Genomic DNA, 16,180 nt, shown 5'->3' with positions numbered 1-16,180 from the left:
TTGCCGGCCCCGCCCTCAGCGGATGGCCGGATGGCAAGTGCCGGCGGCAATCGTGCCCGCCGGCAGGCCTGTCGTCAGTCGGCAGGGCTTACTGCGACTTGCGTACGCGCAGGTACCATTCGGACAACAGGCGCACCTGCTTCTCGGTGTAGCCGCGATCCACCATGCGCGCCACGAAGTCCTCGTGCTTGCGCTGGTCGGATGCCGAGGCCTTGGCATTGAAGGAGATGACCGGCAGCAGCTCCTCGGTATTGGCGAACATCTTCTTCTCGATCACCGCACGCAGCTTCTCGTAGGACTGCCAGCTCGGGTTGGTACCGTTGTTCTGCGCCCGTGCGCGCAGCACGAAGTTGACCACCTCGTGACGGAAATCCTTCGGGTTGGAGATGCCCGCGGGCTTCTCGATCTTCTCCAGTTCCTCGTTGAGTGACTGACGGTCCAGCAGTTCACCGGTCTCGGGATCGCGATACTCCTGCTCCTGGATCCAGAAGTCGGCATAGGTCACATAGCGATCGAAGATGTTCTGCCCATACTCGGAATAGGACTCGAGATAGGCGGTCTGGATCTCCTTGCCGATGAAGTCGACGTAGCGGGGTGCCAGGTATTCCTTGATATAGCGCAGGTAGCGCTCATGGGTTTCCTTGGGCAGCTGCTCCTGATCGAGGCGCTGCTCCAGCACGTAGAGCAGATGGACCGGATTGGCCGCGACCTCACTGGCATCGAAGTTGAAGACCTTGGAGAGAATCTTGAAGGCAAAGCGTGTCGAGAGCCCATCCATCCCCTCGTCAACACCGGCGCTGTCGCGGTATTCCTGGATCGATTTGGCGCGCGGATCGGTATCCTTGAGGTTCTCGCCGTCATAGATGCGCATCTTCGAGTAGACGCTGGAATTCTCCGGCTCACGCAGACGCGACAGCACGATGAACTGGGACAGCATGCGCAGCGTATCCGGGGCACAGGGCGCCTGATTCAGCGACGAATGCTCCAGCAGCTTGGCGTAGATCTTGACCTCCTCGGAGGCGCGCAGGCAGTAAGGCACCTTGACGATATAGACGCGATCAAGGAAGGCCTCGTTGTTGCGGTTGTTGCGAAATGCCTGCCACTCGCTCTCGTTGGAGTGCGCCAGCACCACGCCATCGAAGGGAATCGCGCCCATGCCTTCCGTCGGGTTGTAATTGCCCTCCTGGGTCGCGGTCAGCAGCGGGTGCAGCACCTTGATCGGCGCCTTGAACATCTCGACGAATTCCATCAGCCCCTGGTTGGCCTTGCACAGCCCGCCGGAGAAGCTGTAGGCATCCGGGTCGTCCTGGGCATAGAGCTCCAGCTGACGGATATCGACCTTGCCGACCAGCGCAGAGATGTCCTGGTTGTTGTCATCACCCGGCTCGGTCTTGGAGATACCGATCTGATTGAGGCGCGAGGGGTAGAGCTTGACCACGCGAAATTTGCTGATATCTCCGCCATATTCCTTGAGCCGCTTGGCGGCCCACGGCGACATTGCACTGCGCATGCAGCGCCGAGGAATGCCGTACTCCTTCTCGATCAGCTCACCATCTTCCTCCGGCGAGAACAGCCCCAGCGGAGACTCGAATACCGGCGAGCCCTTGATGGCATAGAAGGGGATCTGCTCCATCAGCAGCTTGAGGCGCTCCGCCAGAGACGACTTGCCGCCGCCCACCGGGCCGAGCAGATACAGGATCTGCTTGCGCTCCTCCAGTCCCTGCGCCGCATGCCGGAAGTAGGAAACGATCTGCTCGATCGCCTCTTCCATGCCATAGAACTCGGCAAAGCTTGGATAGCGGCGGATCAGCTTGTTGGAAAAGATACGGGAAAGACTGGGGTCCTTGGCGGTATCGATGACCTCCGGTTCACCGATGGCCGCCAGCATACGCTCGGCAGCGCTGGCGTAGGCAGTAGCGTCCTGCCGGCACAACTCCAGGTACTCCTGGAGACTCATCTCTTCTTGCTGAATCCGCTCGTAGCGGCTCTGCACGTGATCGAAGATACTCATGGAAGCCTCCTTGTCGCGACATCAGTCGCTGGGACCATCGCCGAGCCTACTCATGCATGACAGCGGAATCTTACGCCTGCAAAGCCTGGATGGCGTTCGCAGGACGACTGCCTCGGCGTGTTTATCAGCATAGGTCGATATAGGGTGCCGGTGTCCAATACAGTGAATGAAAGCATTCAACGAACTTTCCGCCAGCGCAGCCAGTTCTGCCAGCCATCACAGGATCTACGGCAACCAGAGGGTCAGCAGACACTACGATTGCGCCTGAATCCCCCTGACAACACGTTGAAGAAAGAAGCAGGAACACGACCAATGTCTCTGCTGCCGCGGGTACTCCCTCCACCTCATGTTGCACCGCAGCACACCCTGAGCATAGGAAGAGAATGACGGTTGACGCCAGTCACTCGCACGCCCAGACGACACTGCATACCAGCCAGTCGAGCAAGAATGATCGCGTCCACACCTCTCACCCGACCACCCCCGCCGCTCTTCACACAGCCTCCTGCTTCGTCGCAAAGACCATGAAGACAACGACTGGCGACGAAGTGGCTACCAACCTGATCAGACTATTGCCTCAGTCACGCATGACGTTGACCAGACCGGACAACAAGCCACAAAAAAATCCCCATCGCCGGGGCGATGGGGATCTCGAGGGAGGCGCTCACGCCTTGGGGACTGCCTGAGTCAAGAGACTCACAGCACGTCGCGAATATCCTTGAGCAAGGCGTCGAGCAACTCGGTGGTGGTGTTCCAGGAGCAGACGAAGCGCGCGCCGCCCGCACCGATGAAGGTATAGAAGGTCCAGCCACGCTCACGCAGTGCTACCAGCACATGCTCGGGGAAGCTGGCGAACACGCTGTTGGCCTCGCTGGGGAACAGCAGCTCGATGCCCTCCAGCGCCTCGAGTCGCTCGGCCAGATACTGCGCCATGCCGTTTGCATGACGGGCGTTGTTCAGCCAGACATCATTTTCCAGCAGCCCCATCCAGGGCGCCGCGATGAAGCGCATCTTGGAGGCCAGCTGACCGGCCTGCTTGCAGCGATAATCGAAATCGCGTGCCAGCTTGCGATCGAAGAAGATCACCGCCTCTCCCATGGCCAGACCATTCTTGGTGCCGGAGAAGCACAGCACGTCCACGCCCGCCTTCCAGGTCAGCTCAGCGGGCGAGACATTCAGCGCGGCGCAGGCATTGGCGAAACGGGCGCCATCCATATGGATCTGAAGGTCATGACGGTCCGCCACTTCACGAATTGCCTGCAGCTCTTCCAGGCTGTAGACGGTGCCGACCTCGGTGCACTGGGTCAGGGAGATCACCCGCGGACGCGGATAGTGGATATCGCTGCGCTTGGTGACCAGCTGCTCGATGCCTTCCGGCGTCAGCTTGCCGTTGGGGCCCGGCGCGTTGAGCAACTTGGAACCGTTGGAGAAGAACTCCGGCCCACCGCATTCATCGGTCTCGATATGGGCCAGTTCGTGGCAGATGACACTGTGGTAGGACTGGCACAGATGGGCCAGCGACAGGGAGTTGGCGGCGGTGCCATTGAAGACGAAGAACACCTCGCACTCGGTCTCGAACAGCTGACGGAAGCTGTCGGTGACCTGCTGCGTCCAGCGGTCATTGCCGTAGGCGAGATCGTCATCACGATTGGCCTGCATCATGTACGCCATCGCCTCGGGACAGATACCGGACGTGTTGTCACTGGCCAGAAAGCGTGAAGTGCACGCTTCATCGGCAGCAGAGGTCGCAGCGGGGGTCGGGGCAATGGCGTCAGTCGTCATGGGAATTTCCAGAGCGGGACAGGGGATCACCCTGTCCGGTGAAACAGACACGGCTCCCGGATGGCAGGAGCCGCTGCAGAAACTCCATCATAACAGCGCTGCACGTCGCCGCCAGTGGCAGGTGAAGGCTGCACGCAAGCCACCGGATGGTGCCTCACAGGAGGGGACGAGCCAGATGACACTCACCCCGGCAGCACCCTCAGATGGCCTGCAACGCCGGATAGCCTCGTCGCCCCTGCAAGCCCCCGCTGTGCAGCACGCGAATGCGCGTACCGCGTGCGATCAGACCATTGGCCAGATGGTGCGCCAGCGCCGCAAACAGTTTGGCGGTGTAGACCGGCTCCACCGCAACGCCGGTCTCAGCCTCGAAGCGCTGAATGAACTGGATCAACCAGTCAGGCGCCTTGGCAAAGCCGCCGGCCTGCGCGCCCAGCCACAGCCCCCACTCCGGCGTCTTCTGCTGGCTGCCGCCACTCTCCGCCAGCAGGCGACGCACACGATGGTAGAGCTGATCGCCATGATTCATGGTCGGCACCCCGATGACCCGCAGCCCATCGCGCTCGCCCAGCGCGCTCAGCACCCCGGCAAGCGTCGTGCCGCTGCCACAGGCCAGCAGTACCAGCTGCGGCGCAGACTCGCCGGGCACCGGCTCGGCCAACGCCTGGGCCAACGGTGCCAGCCCGGCGACACCCTCCACGCAACCGCCACCCTCGGGAATCCATACTCCCTCGCCATGGCGCCTGGCAAAATCAGGCTGGTCGCGCTGCCGGTACTCGGCTCGCGAGACGAAACTCAAGCGCATGCCATTGTCACGTGCATCGGCGAGCGTGGGCGTCAGCGGCGCTTCGGGGTGCCCGCGCACCAGGCCATGCGTCTCGATACCCAATCTGGCACCCGCCGCCGCCAATGCATGCAGATGGTTCGACCACCCCCCTCCACAGCTGATGATGCCCCGCTTCTCGCTCAACGCCCTGGCCAGCGGCAGGCGCAACTTCCAGGCCTTGTTACCGGAAATCTCGCTATCCAGCGTGTCAGCGCGCAGGCACTCGACGATCACACCGGCCTCATCGGCCAGCGGCCACGCCAGGCGCTCGACCGCTGGCGGCGTGAACAGATCCAGCAGGCTGTCCAGTGTCTCGGCTACCGGCGGGGAGGCGGCCAGCAATGATGAAGCCCGAGCGCCCTCCCTCTGCGACGACAAAGGGCTGTCCTCGGCGTCCGGCATCAGAGCCTCAGCGGTGGCATGGCGTGAGGCGGTGGCGTGCGGTGACATGAGCAGATCCCATCGTGGCGGCAAGGCAGTAATCAGAGCGCATCGAGCCGCTGGCGCGGCGCCTGAGGCAAACTCTGAAGACGACAAAGCCACCACGGAGGCACATGCAACAAAGGCACGGCGTCCGCGATGGCTTCCATCAGTCTAGGCAGTGGTCAGGCTCAGCTCAACGCTGAATATCCCCATGCGTGATCGCGGTCAACTCAAAGGGCTGCGGCCGCCATGGTGCCCTGCGCGATCGCGCGCTTGGCATCCAGCTCTGCCGCCCTGTCGGCGCCACCGACGATATGCAGCTCCACCCCCGCCGCCTCCAGAGGCGCCTTGAGCTCCAGCACCGAATCCTGCCCGGCGCACAGCACGATGCTATCCAGCGCCAGATGCTGCTCTTCGCCATTGAGGCTGACGGTCAGGCCTTCGCTGTCGATCGAGCGATACTCACAGCCGGCGACCATCTTGACGCCACGCTGCTTGAGGGTCGCGCGATGCACCCAGCCAGTGGTCTTGCCCAACCCCTTGCCGGGCTTGGAGGTCTTGCGCTGCAGCAGCCACACCTCACGTGGCGCCTGCGGTATCACGGGCGCCTTGAGGCCGCCAGGCGTGCTGACCGAGAGATCTACCCCCCACTCCTCGCACCAAAGCTCACCATCCAGCGAGGGCGACGGCTCGACGTGGGTCATCAGCTCCGCGACATCGAAGCCGATCCCGCCAGCCCCGATCAACGCCACGCGACGCCCGACCCGCTCCGGTGCGCTGATCGCCTCGGCATAGCTGAGCACCTGCCCCCGCTCGATACCGGCTTCGACACCCTCGATATCCGGCGTCCTCGCCTTCACGCCCGAGGCCAGAATCACGGCATCGAATTCCGCCAGCATCTCGGCGGTGGCGCGGGTATTGAGACGCACCTCGACCCCACAACGCACCAGCTTCTCGTTGAAGTAACGCAGTGTCTCGTCGAACTCTTCCTTGCCGGGAATGCGGCGTGCGAAATTGAACTGCCCCCCCACCTCGGACTGCGCCTCGAACAGCACCACCTCGTGGCCACGCTCGGCCGCCGTCACGGCGGCAGACAAGCCGGCAGGCCCTGCGCCCACCACTGCTACACGGCGCTCATGTCGCGCGGGTTCGATCACCATCTCGGTTTCATGACAGGCGCGCGGATTGACCAGGCAAGAGGTCAGCTTCATCTGGAAGGTGTGATCGAGACACGCCTGATTGCAGGCGATGCAGGTATTGATGATGGCAGCATCGTCCGCCATGGCCTTGCTGACCCATTGAGGATCCGCCAGGAACGGCCGCGCCATCGACACCATGTCGGCATGGCCCTCGGCCAGCACCGACTCGGCAACCTCGGGCATGTTGATGCGATTGGTGGTGATCAGCGGCAGACTGAGTTCCTGCTTCATGCGCTGGGTCAGCCCGGTGAAGACAGCGCGCGGCACGCTGGTGACGATGGTCGGCACACGCGCCTCATGCCAGCCGATGCCGGTATTGATCAGGCTCGCCCCCGCCGCCTCGATGGCCTTGCCGAGCGCGACCACTTCCTCCCAGGTGCTGCCCTCGTCGACCAGATCCAGCATCGAGAGGCGATAGATGATCAGGAAGTCCTCACCCAGCGCGGCACGAATACCGGCGACGATCTCCACCGCCAGGCGGATGCGATTCTCGAAGCTGCCACCGTACTCATCCTCGCGCTGATTGGTGCGCCGACAGATGAACTGGTTGATGAAATAGCCTTCTGAGCCCATCACCTCGACGCCGTCATAGCCGGCCTCGCGTGCCAGGCTGGCGCAGCGCACGTAGTCGGCGATCTGCTCCTTGACCTCTGAGGTGCTCAGCGCGCGTGGCGTGAAGGGGTTGATCGGCGCCTGAATCGCCGAGGGCGCGACCTGATCCGGTGAGTAAGCATAACGCCCCGCATGAAGGATCTGCAGACAGATGCGCCCATCCTCGGCGTGCACCGCCTCGGTGACCTCGCGATGGTGCTCCGCCTCCTCCGGGGTGGTCAGCTTCGCGGCCCCCTGCATGACAGCCCCTTCCGCGTTCGGCGCGATACCGCCCGTGACGATCAGCGCCACACCGTGGCGTGCACGCTCACGATAGAACGCCGCCAGGCGCGCGAAGCCATTGGGAGTCTCCTCAAGCCCCGTGTGCATCGAGCCCATCAGCACACGGTTCTTGAGCGTGATATGGCCCAACGTCAGCGGACGGAAGATATTCGGATAGGCAGTCATTGCGGTCTCTCCTTGGCTGTCTCGAGCACCTCGGACAATCATTGTTGTATCGCGCCGCCGCCATTCTCATCAGCAACACTCATGAATCATGGTCATCAGCAGGAGGCTGTCAGGACATCAACGGCTGAGGATAGATGGCAAACGATCGTATGAAACGAGTGATCCTAGTGTAGAGCATCGCGCCATGGGCTCAATACTCCCAAAGGCCACATCGCGAATGAGACCAGTAATGACGGCAGCGAGAGGAAAACCGTGCAGGATACCCGTCAACGGGGAAAGGGGAGCGTCGCGATGTGCACCGAGAAGGCCGACAAGCCGGGACAGGGCCAGGTCGAGACGTAGAGAGGTAAGAACGGGAGACAAGAACGGGAGACAAGCGAGGCTGGATCAGTACTGAAGACTTTCCGACAGCCAGAAACGCAAAAACCCGAGCTCGAAAGCTCGGGTTTCACGAATTCTTGTAGATCGAATGGCGGACCGGACGGGACTCGAACCCGCGACCTCCGGCGTGACAGGCCGGCATTCTAACCAACTGAACTACCGGTCCGCATTGGTGGGTGATACTGGATTCGAACCAGTGACCCCAAGCATGTGAAGCTTGTGCTCTAACCAACTGAGCTAATCACCCAACACAAACGATCTTTGCTGCAAGCAGCGGTGATATCTCGCGATTCTGATGGCGGACCGGACGGGACTCGAACCCGCGACCTCCGGCGTGACAGGCCGGCATTCTAACCAACTGAACTACCGGTCCACTTCAGAACAACTCAACATCGGGCGCATGACAAACGAGAATGGCGGACCGGACGGGACTCGAACCCGCGACCTCCGGCGTGACAGGCCGGCATTCTAACCAACTGAACTACCGGTCCACGACAAACGCTTGCTTCTGCTAACGAACCAGGCCATTTAATCAAGTAACGCTTTGAAAAGCAATGACTTTTTTCAAATGGTGGGTGGTACTGGGTTCGAACCAGTGACCCCCAGCTTGTAAGGCTGGTGCTCTACCAACTGAGCTAACCACCCCTGTCTCGTTGGCGCTGCATTCTACGGAATCCGGCCCATGAGTCAATACTTTTTTTACGCGCAATTTCAGCAATCGTCCGCGACAGAGTATTGATAAGACAGGACTTTCCCGCTGCATCTCGCCTGCAGGCCAGTAAACATCAGCGTTGCGTCATCATTCTGACATGCCGCTGTCGCCATCGAAGGCCTGGGTAATGCCCCGCAAATAATGATGATTCACTGCCGCTTTCCGCCCAATGCCGGGTGATGGGCCAAGGCCTGTGCTGCACGCGAAATCAGTCCTTCACGCGTCTCGCCACTCACTTTTCGTGGTTTGAAATCATGTTCGCCATCATTCAGCCAATGCAAGGTGAGGCTTTCCGGCAACGGATATGCCGTCACTTCCTCTCGAGTGCCGAAGGGATCGCGGCTGCCCTGACAGATCACACCCGCCATCGGGATAGCCGGCAGATGGTCGATGCGCAACTTGTCGGGCTTGCCCGTGGGATGGAAGGGATAGCCCAGCGCGTACCACCCGACCGGCAACGGCGCATGCGCCATATGGGCCAATTCCACCAACAGATGGGAGGCCACACGACTGCCCATCGACTTGCCGCCGACCAGCCAGGGCAGAGATCGCAAGGAGTCGACGTCTGCCACACACGCCATCAGCGCCTGACACCAGCGCGCCATCTCCTCGATCAGCCTGGGCAGCCGGGGTGGCGGTCGGCGGCGGCTTTCGCAGCGCATCCTGACGAGATAGCTGAAATCGAATGCCAGCCATGCCATGTCATGCGCCAGGCAGGCAGCAGCGAACCGTTGATGGAAGTCGATCTCACGCCCGGCACCGGCACCATGGGCATGCAACAGCAGGGCACGCTCAGGACGCCCATGGATCTCAAGCGGGCCCAGTTCCGCCAACCAGCCTCGCCACGGCCCTCGCGCTGTCAGCGCGTCGTGGGACATGGTCTGGCGAGCAGCAAGCTCCGAGGCGACGTCGGCCAGGCTGGCGACACGAAAGCCTTCCTCGGCGTAGGGGCTGGGGACCTCAGCCGTATTGGACGCATTGGCATCTTCGTCCGATGATGAAGTGACGGCGGGCAAGCGAAATTCTCCTGTTGATCTCGTACGGCTCGCGCCAGACAACGCTGGAACCGATGAGGGGTAAACGCTGCATTCCAGCGCGAGGGATGGCCTGTCAGTCGGTCATGGTCGCGCGTGATATCGCTCAGCGCCAGCTCTGCCGCCCTGAACAGTGGCGTCGGTGATATGGCCGCTCCCGCAGCGCCGCTTCCAGCACCGTCACCACCAGCACTGCGCTTTCGCCCACTGCCGACGAGGTCGTGATATGCGTACAGCTCTTGAGGCTTCGGCCTGCCAATCCCGCGTGAACCATCATCATCACGCAAGCCATGATTTCGCTCGCATGGCCGTCATCTGGGGCCTGCTCAGCCTCTGTCTGGCCGTATGGCTCAACCTCATCTGGCTATGGCCCTCGCTGGGGCCGGAAGTGGCCTGGCTGAGCTACGGCCGCCTCGCCCCCTTGCAGCACCACCTGCTGCTCTACGGTCTGGGCGGCTCGGCAGTGATCGCCGGTGGTTACTCCATCGCCATGCACAGCGTCCTGCAACGCGAATCACGCACGGACGCCGAGACGGCGATACCGGATATCGCACTGCCCCCTTTCACGCTCAAGCTGATGCAGTTCACCTTCCTCGGCTGGCAGGCCGTGGTCGCGCTCGGCGCACTGGCGATTGTCGCAGGCTACTCCTCGGGCCAGTACATGGCCGAAGCCCCCTGGCTCGTCGATCTGCTGATGACCCTCGTCTGGTTGGCCGTGGCGTGGGTCTTCTTCACGGTATTGGAACAGCGCACGCTGCGCCGCCTGCCGGTGGCCTGCTGGTACTTCATCGCCGGCCTGATGCTGGTGTTGATGCAGCATGTTCTGATCTCCCTCAGCGTGCCGATCGGTCTGCTGGAATCGATACCGCTCTTCACGGGCAGCCTCGAGGCACTGATTCAGCGCTGGCAGGCCGGGCCACTCCCCGGCGGCATGTTCGCATTCGGCCTCATTGCCTTGCTCCATCACATGGTGATGAGCCGCTCGCGGCGGCCGCTCCACTCGCATCGGCTGGCAACCACCAGCTTCTGGATGCTGGTGCTGCTGGTGACATGGGGAGGTGCTCCGCTGCTGTTCGCGAGCGCCCTGCCGGCCTGGAGCCAGACGCTGGGCATGGCGATGGGCCTCCTGCTACTGGCGCCGGGGCTGGCACTCAGCCTCAATGGCCTGATGACACTCAAGGAGGATTGGCACTCAGTGCGCCGGGATCCGCTGATCTGCCTGCTGGCGGCAGCTCTGATCAGCTTCGCCCTTGCGGTTCTTGAATACAGCCTGCTGTCATTGCCGACCCTCAATGCCCTGACCTTCAGTGCCGCCAACAGCCTGTCGCCGGCAGCAAGCCTGGGGGTGGTCGCGACAGTCGCCATCGTGATGGCCTATCACCTGCTGCCCCCGATGCGCTCCCTCGCGCTGCTCAAGACCCATGCCCTGCTGGCCATCATCGGCACCCTGCTGTGCATTGCCGCCAGCTGGGCCACCACGCTGCTTCAAGGCAGCATGTGGCATGTGCTGGCAGATGACGGCAGACCGCTATACACCCTGAGCGAGGTGCTGGCAGCGGCCCGCATGCCGATGATGATTTCGTTGGGCGGGCTCGTCTGCTGGGCGCTCGGCATGCTGCTGATGCTCCTCAACGTGATGCACACCCTGGCTGTCCACAAGAGCGAACGGCAAGCCGCTCATGAGCGCCAGCTCCCGAATTTCGGCTCGCGGAAGACATCATCACAGCCTGCCATGCCTCCTGCATCCCCCTCGGCCACGCCCCCTGCCACATCCTCGGGAGGGCACTACGCATGAGACATGTCCTGCTCGAACGTCACGCCGGCCTGATGACGGCACTATGCCTGCTCACCATGAGCCTCGGCGCCCTCGCCCAGCTGGTGCCGCTTGGAGCTCACCCCAGCCTCTCCAGCGCGCCCGAAGACCTCAAACCGCTGAGCGCCCTGGCACTGGAGGGGCAGCGCATCTATCAACGCGAGGGCTGTCAGCAGTGCCACACACGCATGGTGCGCGATCTACCGGGCGACACGGCGCGCCACGGCGATGCGACGACCACCCGGGCACGCTTCTACGACCGCCCTTCGCTGTGGGGCGTCGAGCGCTGGGGGACGGATTTGAGCCAGCTGCCTGCGCAGCATGACGATGCCTGGCAGCGCCTGCATCTGCATGACCCGCGCAGTCAGGTGCCGGACTCAGCGATGCCTGCCTACCCGTGGCTGTTCGAGCGGGCGTTGAGCGGCGAAGGTATCGCGGCACGCATGCGAGCCCTGCAAGGCCTGGGCGTACCCTACGCGGAAGACGAGATTCTTGCCGCCCCCAATGACGTGCGTGGCACTGCCGAAATCACGGCTCTGCTCGCCTACCTGCAGCAGGCCGCCCCTGCGAGGGACACCGCCAGCCGTGGCCCATGACAGCCCCCTCAGGAGACACGACATGAATCTGCTGGAGACAACTGGCCTCCCCCTGTTCTGGAATCTCTGGGTGCTGGCCCTCACGCTGGGCAGCCTGGTGTTGTTCGCCATGCTGGCACTGGGCAGTCTTTCGCGCGCTGACAGCAACGAGCGCGAAGGCGATGGCCCCATGCAGGAACATCGCATCAACGGCGTACGTCAGCCTGACACACCAGCGCCACGTGCCTGGGGCATTCTGGCACTGGCGACGCTGGCTGCCGCGCTGATCCTGCTGCTCGGCGCAGCTGGCTGAGCCCAGATGGCCAGCGACTGATGACCAGCGACTGATGACTGAGCGCTGGCCACTGCATACTGACTCACACCTTCAGCTGAGGCAGGTCGTCGCGGTATGGTCACACGGGGCCAACCAGGCCTAAAGTTCACACACCTTGCAACGCCCATGGGTTGGGCAGGATAATGAATTAATAAAATCTAATATTATGGCGTCACGGAATTGCGCTGCCTCGGCCGATGAGCGCTCAGACCCTGGCCGCTCGATACACTGCGGCTCAGCAGGGCAGCGGCGGGCGACAAGGCCCCGCCCCACCATTCGTTGCGCCCGAAAGACCCCTCCCGCTGCCCTGCCCCAGGGGTAGCGGTGACATTCCTCAGGAGAGTCACCATGACGGCCAATGCACAGGCATCACACCGCTTGCGCGCCCATGAAGCCCGCTGCCAGACCTGTTCGCTGAGTTCACTGTGCCTGCCACTGGCACTGAACATGGAAGATATCGACCAGTTTGACGCCATCATCCGCCGTCGCGCGCCACTCAGAAAAGGGGAAGTCCTCTTCACCCAGGGCGATGCCTTCGATTGCGTCTTCACGGTGCGCTCCGGAAGTCTCAAGCAGGTCACCAATGAAAACAGCGGTATGGAGCAGCTGACCGGCTTCTACCTGCCCAGCGAGCTGGCCGGACTCGATGCCATCGACAGCAATTGCTATCCCGGCACCGCGGTGGCTCTGGAGACCACCACCGTCTGCGAGATTCCCTTCGACCGACTCAATGCGCTCTCGGAGCAGATGCCTGAGCTGAGAACCCAGCTGTTCAAGAGCCTGAGCAAGGAATTGCACGAAGATCGCCGCATGATGATGCTGCTGTCGCGCAAGACAGCCGATGAGCGGCTGGCGAGCTTCCTGGTCAACCTGTCACAGCGCTTCCGTCGCCGAGGCTATTCGCCATACAGCTTCCGCCTCTCGATGGCGCGCGCCGATATCGGCAACTATCTGGGACTGGCCGTCGAAACCATCAGCCGCATCCTGACCCGCTTCCAGACCCAGGGGCTGGTCGACATTCGTGCCCGCGAGGTGCATATCCTGCATCTGGATGGCCTGATCGAGCTGGCCGAGGGCGAGTGTCAGGGCGGTCGCTGATGACGCCTGCTGACAGCACATCACGCGGTGCGACACTGCGCTGATCTACCGCAGGACGCCATGTCGGCACCACACAAGTCAGAAGCCCGCCACGCAATTTGCGTGGCGGGCTTCTGCTTTCCGTCAGGCCAGTCGTCAGTCATCGAAACAGTCCGACAACCCAGACAGTCCTGACGACAGAGCGTGCTTCGGCCGCTCAAGCCCCGCTGGCAATCAGCGGTTCTCGAGGCGGTTATAGTCCAGCAGACCCGCTTCGACAGGGCGATCAGCATAGTTGGTGCGCAGCACGCTGTCGGAGAACTCCCAGAAGCGCGGGTCAGTCCGGCGCACCCCGATATCGGCCTGCAGGGCGCGGTAGTCCTCTTCGCTCTCGAGTGCCGCCACCCGCTCTGCCAGCCCCGTCAGAGTGTCAGGCGTCAATCGCCAGAAGGCATTCGGGTAATCGCCCGCCACGCCCCGCAAGACATCGAGAGTGTCTTCCTCAGGACGGCGATTTTCCTCCTCATCGAAGAGGCTGGTGATGTTGGCGTGGGCGGAATTGCGCAGCACGCTGTAAAGGCGCGGCGAGTCATCAGTGCCATCCTCCAGCGCGACGATCGTCACCTCCGGCATCAGGCTGGCCGAGACTCCCTGCACCGCAGCGAGGGCCTGCAACTCATGTCGCACGTGCTCATCCACGACATTGTTCAGACTGCGCTCATGACCGAGTTCCGGCGCGAGGCGCTCCTGCATGCGCCGCATCAGGCCAAGGCGGGCCTGCTCCGGCGACGAGAGCTCCTGCGGTGTCCAGACAATGTCACTGGGGGCATCGAACTGCGGCGGCTTCTTGAACAGCAGCCCCCCAAGCCCCGGGTCGACATCACGATACCAGCTGTCATGTACCGCCTGGCGCTCCCCCGCCGGCAACAGTGCCAACAGATTGTTCTCGCCTTCCATGCGCAGGAAGTCCATATACAGCCGCGTGATCAGCTGATGTCCCAGGTTGCCGTAGACATCGAAGCCAGCGACCAACAGATAGTGGATACGTTCCAGCATCGGGTAGTCGATGATCCAGCCGGTCTTGGGCACACCGCCGACCAGCCCCTTCATCACCGCAGCATTGTCGAAGTGGCGATAGATGGTCAGCGCCGCGTTGGGGTTGCGCCCCTGGCCGGGGCCCTCGTCCCAGCCGCTGCCGTCCCACATCACCCGCGTATCCAGGCGCAGGTCGCCATCCAGATAGGCTTGTGACATCAGACGCTGCTTGGCCTTGAGGTAGGCGGCCTGCTTGCTTTCGAACTTGACCCAGGAGCTGATCGGCAACGCATTGCTGCTCTGCTCGGCGGGCAGACTGAGATTCTCCCCTTCCTCGGCCAGGGTGCGCTCCACTTCCGGGTGACTGAACATCTTCGGGTCCGTGAAGCCGACCCAGAAGTGATCATTGATCACATCCACCGCGACCTGCCCGCGACAGACCGGCCCCTTGATGAAGCCCATGATGGTGTTCTGCGACTCATCCAGCATGAAGCGATAGCGTGATTCGGCCGGGATGGCCTCGAAGGTCAGGAAAGGATTCGAGGCCGTCTTGAGGTCGTAATCCGGCAGGTCATCCACCGGGTAATCCGGGGTCAGGAACAGCGCCTGCCAGCGCTTGAAGCGCGCATCATTCAGCGCATAGGGCAGATGATTCTTGGCCAGGATCGTCGCGCGCTCCTGCCACAGACGGTAATAGACCCGCGGACGCCCGGCGTCATCGTGGGGCATGCTCGCGCGCTCATCGGCGGTGTAGGCGGCGTAGGGTGGGTCGTAGGGACGGCGCGTGGAGATGCGCTTGATCGGCTCGCCCGGCGGGGTGCTGGAACGCACCAGCTTGAAGAAGATCGGCCGTCCGTCCGCGCCCTTGATGCCCGGGAAATACACATGGCTCAGGAAGAGATGCTCGTAGATATAGCGATTCATCAGGCGTTGCTTGAGGCTGTCGCCATTGAAGAAGCGCTCGGCCTGCTCGATGTGCGGCATCAGCGCCTGGGGCAGCGGTGCCGGGCCCGTCATCGCGCCACCCTTGGCCAGCCAGTTCACCAGCGTGCGGTGCTCTTCATCGCTGACCTGTGGCAGGGCGTAGGGCATGCCCCAGTCAGGATGGTCTTCGGCGAACTTGTCGTATCCCTCGACGGGGGCACACACCTGACTGCGATTGAGCGACAGGTCGAAGCGGTCTTCCGGCAGCAGGCCATCTTCCGTCACCGGCAGCGGCGCCTTGCGCTTCTGGCTGAGCGCACGGAACAGCACACTGCCCTCCAGATTGGCGGCCGGAGAGTCGAAGCGCTCATTGAGCACCGGCGAGAAGTCCATGCTGCGCCACTGCTCGGTGGTGTCCGCATCTTCGAACATCCGGGTCAGATTGGCCGCCAGCAGGCGCGTGCCATCGTAGACCGGCGCCGGATTCATGCCGCGATCGATCCCGGCCGCCGATGACATCTTGAGCTGACAGGGAGCGTCGTAGCAGCCATGACAGACCACGCAGCGCGTCTCGATCACCGGCTTGACCTCATCCTCCCACTGACGTCCGGCAACAGTGTCCCGCGACACCACCCGCTCACGCGGTGACGCGGGGCCGAAACGCTCATCGAGCTGATGAATCGCGACGGCACTGCAGCCCCCCAACAGTAGAACGAGCACGATGCTCCAGCGCCAGCGCGGTATGCGCCACAGGCGTCGAAGTAGGTCCGGCATGGGGAACTCCAGCAAGAGAAAGGGATATCGGCAATCAGGCAGATGATAGCGAAAGCGTACCATAAGCAGGCTCACGAACTCGCCAGGACTGCCTTTCCAAGCATAGTGAACAATGATGTCAGATTTTTTCTGGCGCCTGCGCATCCAACCTTGTTTTGACGGCGTATGACGTCATGACCCGCCTGAACGAGCTGTCTGACGCTAGCGGGTACCACGATGTTCCTGAT

10 protein-coding genes and 5 tRNA genes are annotated in these 16,180 nt (G+C 62.5%); 4 read left to right on the top strand and 11 right to left on the bottom strand.

Annotated features, from left to right (window positions below):
• Positions 1 to 88: 88 nt before the first annotated feature.
• The 10 genes from AC5WNJ_RS01520 to AC5WNJ_RS01475 all read right to left on the bottom strand — a co-directional run bounded on the left by AC5WNJ_RS01520 (position 89) and on the right by AC5WNJ_RS01475 (position 9,403).
• Complete coding sequence (locus AC5WNJ_RS01520; protein ID WP_175089999.1) at positions 89 to 2,011, bottom strand: PrkA family serine protein kinase; 1,923 nt, start codon at positions 2,009 to 2,011, stop codon at positions 89 to 91.
• A 693-nt stretch (positions 2,012 to 2,704) separates the two neighbouring features.
• Positions 2,705 to 3,790: a threonine aldolase family protein gene (locus AC5WNJ_RS01515; protein ID WP_253062925.1), complete on the bottom strand. Its 1,086-nt coding sequence runs from the start codon at positions 3,788 to 3,790 to the stop codon at positions 2,705 to 2,707.
• A gap of 199 nt (positions 3,791 to 3,989) precedes the next feature.
• On the bottom strand, positions 3,990 to 5,063 hold the full coding sequence (locus AC5WNJ_RS01510) for a 1-aminocyclopropane-1-carboxylate deaminase/D-cysteine desulfhydrase (protein WP_253062923.1): 1,074 nt from the start codon (positions 5,061 to 5,063) through the stop codon (positions 3,990 to 3,992).
• Positions 5,064 to 5,266: 203 nt separating this feature from the next.
• Positions 5,267 to 7,294: an FAD-dependent oxidoreductase gene (locus AC5WNJ_RS01505; RefSeq protein WP_495930347.1), complete on the bottom strand. Its 2,028-nt coding sequence runs from the start codon at positions 7,292 to 7,294 to the stop codon at positions 5,267 to 5,269.
• A gap of 470 nt (positions 7,295 to 7,764) precedes the next feature.
• Positions 7,765 to 7,841, bottom strand: a tRNA-Asp gene (locus AC5WNJ_RS01500).
• A gap of 4 nt (positions 7,842 to 7,845) precedes the next feature.
• Positions 7,846 to 7,922 (bottom strand) — tRNA-Val (locus AC5WNJ_RS01495).
• Positions 7,923 to 7,971: 49 nt separating this feature from the next.
• Positions 7,972 to 8,048, bottom strand: a tRNA-Asp gene (locus AC5WNJ_RS01490).
• A gap of 41 nt (positions 8,049 to 8,089) precedes the next feature.
• Positions 8,090 to 8,166 (bottom strand) — tRNA-Asp (locus AC5WNJ_RS01485).
• 78 nt (positions 8,167 to 8,244) lie between these two features.
• Positions 8,245 to 8,320 (bottom strand) — tRNA-Val (locus AC5WNJ_RS01480).
• Between the two features lie 216 nt (positions 8,321 to 8,536).
• Positions 8,537 to 9,403: an alpha/beta family hydrolase gene (locus AC5WNJ_RS01475; protein ID WP_495930346.1), complete on the bottom strand. Its 867-nt coding sequence runs from the start codon at positions 9,401 to 9,403 to the stop codon at positions 8,537 to 8,539.
• A gap of 322 nt (positions 9,404 to 9,725) precedes the next feature.
• Here AC5WNJ_RS01475 and AC5WNJ_RS01470 point away from each other — a divergent pair, with 322 nt between their 5' ends.
• The 4 genes from AC5WNJ_RS01470 to fnr all read left to right on the top strand — a co-directional run bounded on the left by AC5WNJ_RS01470 (position 9,726) and on the right by fnr (position 13,241).
• Entirely contained in the window at positions 9,726 to 11,216 is a 1,491-nt protein-coding gene (locus AC5WNJ_RS01470; RefSeq protein ID WP_253062917.1) for a cbb3-type cytochrome c oxidase subunit I, read from the top strand.
• Positions 11,213 to 11,830 carry a cbb3-type cytochrome c oxidase subunit II gene (locus AC5WNJ_RS01465; RefSeq protein WP_253062915.1) on the top strand — a complete coding sequence of 206 codons (618 nt, stop codon included), beginning with the start codon at positions 11,213 to 11,215 and terminating at the stop codon, positions 11,828 to 11,830. The genes AC5WNJ_RS01470 and AC5WNJ_RS01465 overlap by 4 nt, the downstream gene beginning before the upstream one ends.
• 22 nt (positions 11,831 to 11,852) lie before the next feature.
• Positions 11,853 to 12,122 (top strand): hypothetical protein, encoded by a 270-nt coding sequence (locus AC5WNJ_RS01460; RefSeq protein WP_176676031.1) that lies wholly within the window; start codon positions 11,853 to 11,855, stop codon positions 12,120 to 12,122.
• Positions 12,123 to 12,491: 369 nt separating this feature from the next.
• Positions 12,492 to 13,241: a fumarate/nitrate reduction transcriptional regulator Fnr gene (fnr, locus tag AC5WNJ_RS01455; RefSeq protein WP_253062913.1), complete on the top strand. Its 750-nt coding sequence runs from the start codon at positions 12,492 to 12,494 to the stop codon at positions 13,239 to 13,241.
• A 213-nt stretch (positions 13,242 to 13,454) separates the two neighbouring features.
• On the opposite strand, the gene AC5WNJ_RS01450 is transcribed toward fnr, so the two are convergent.
• Entirely contained in the window at positions 13,455 to 15,953 is a 2,499-nt protein-coding gene (locus AC5WNJ_RS01450; RefSeq protein ID WP_253062911.1) for a fatty acid cis/trans isomerase, read from the bottom strand.
• Positions 15,954 to 16,180 lie beyond the last annotated feature (227 nt).

The organism is Cobetia sp. PDI-23MA (assembly GCF_059507735.1).
Note: the sequence above shows the minus strand (reverse complement) of the source record. Positions and strands in the feature narration are given on the sequence as shown.

Excerpts from the sequence above, each read along its gene's own strand:
- AC5WNJ_RS01520 (WP_175089999.1), bottom strand. The coding sequence starts at position 2,011 with ATGAGTATCTTCGATCACGTGCAGAGCCGCTACGAGCGGATTCAGCAA.
- AC5WNJ_RS01515 (WP_253062925.1), bottom strand. The coding sequence starts at position 3,790 with ATGACGACTGACGCCATTGCCCCGACCCCCGCTGCGACCTCTGCTGCC.
- AC5WNJ_RS01510 (WP_253062923.1), bottom strand. The coding sequence starts at position 5,063 with ATGTCACCGCACGCCACCGCCTCACGCCATGCCACCGCTGAGGCTCTG.
- AC5WNJ_RS01505 (WP_495930347.1), bottom strand. The coding sequence starts at position 7,294 with ATGACTGCCTATCCGAATATCTTCCGTCCGCTGACGTTGGGCCATATC.
- AC5WNJ_RS01470 (WP_253062917.1), top strand. The coding sequence starts at position 9,726 with ATGGCCGTCATCTGGGGCCTGCTCAGCCTCTGTCTGGCCGTATGGCTC.
- AC5WNJ_RS01465 (WP_253062915.1), top strand. The coding sequence starts at position 11,213 with ATGAGACATGTCCTGCTCGAACGTCACGCCGGCCTGATGACGGCACTA.
- AC5WNJ_RS01460 (WP_176676031.1), top strand. The coding sequence starts at position 11,853 with ATGAATCTGCTGGAGACAACTGGCCTCCCCCTGTTCTGGAATCTCTGG.
- fnr (WP_253062913.1), top strand. The coding sequence starts at position 12,492 with ATGACGGCCAATGCACAGGCATCACACCGCTTGCGCGCCCATGAAGCC.
- AC5WNJ_RS01450 (WP_253062911.1), bottom strand. The coding sequence starts at position 15,953 with ATGCCGGACCTACTTCGACGCCTGTGGCGCATACCGCGCTGGCGCTGG.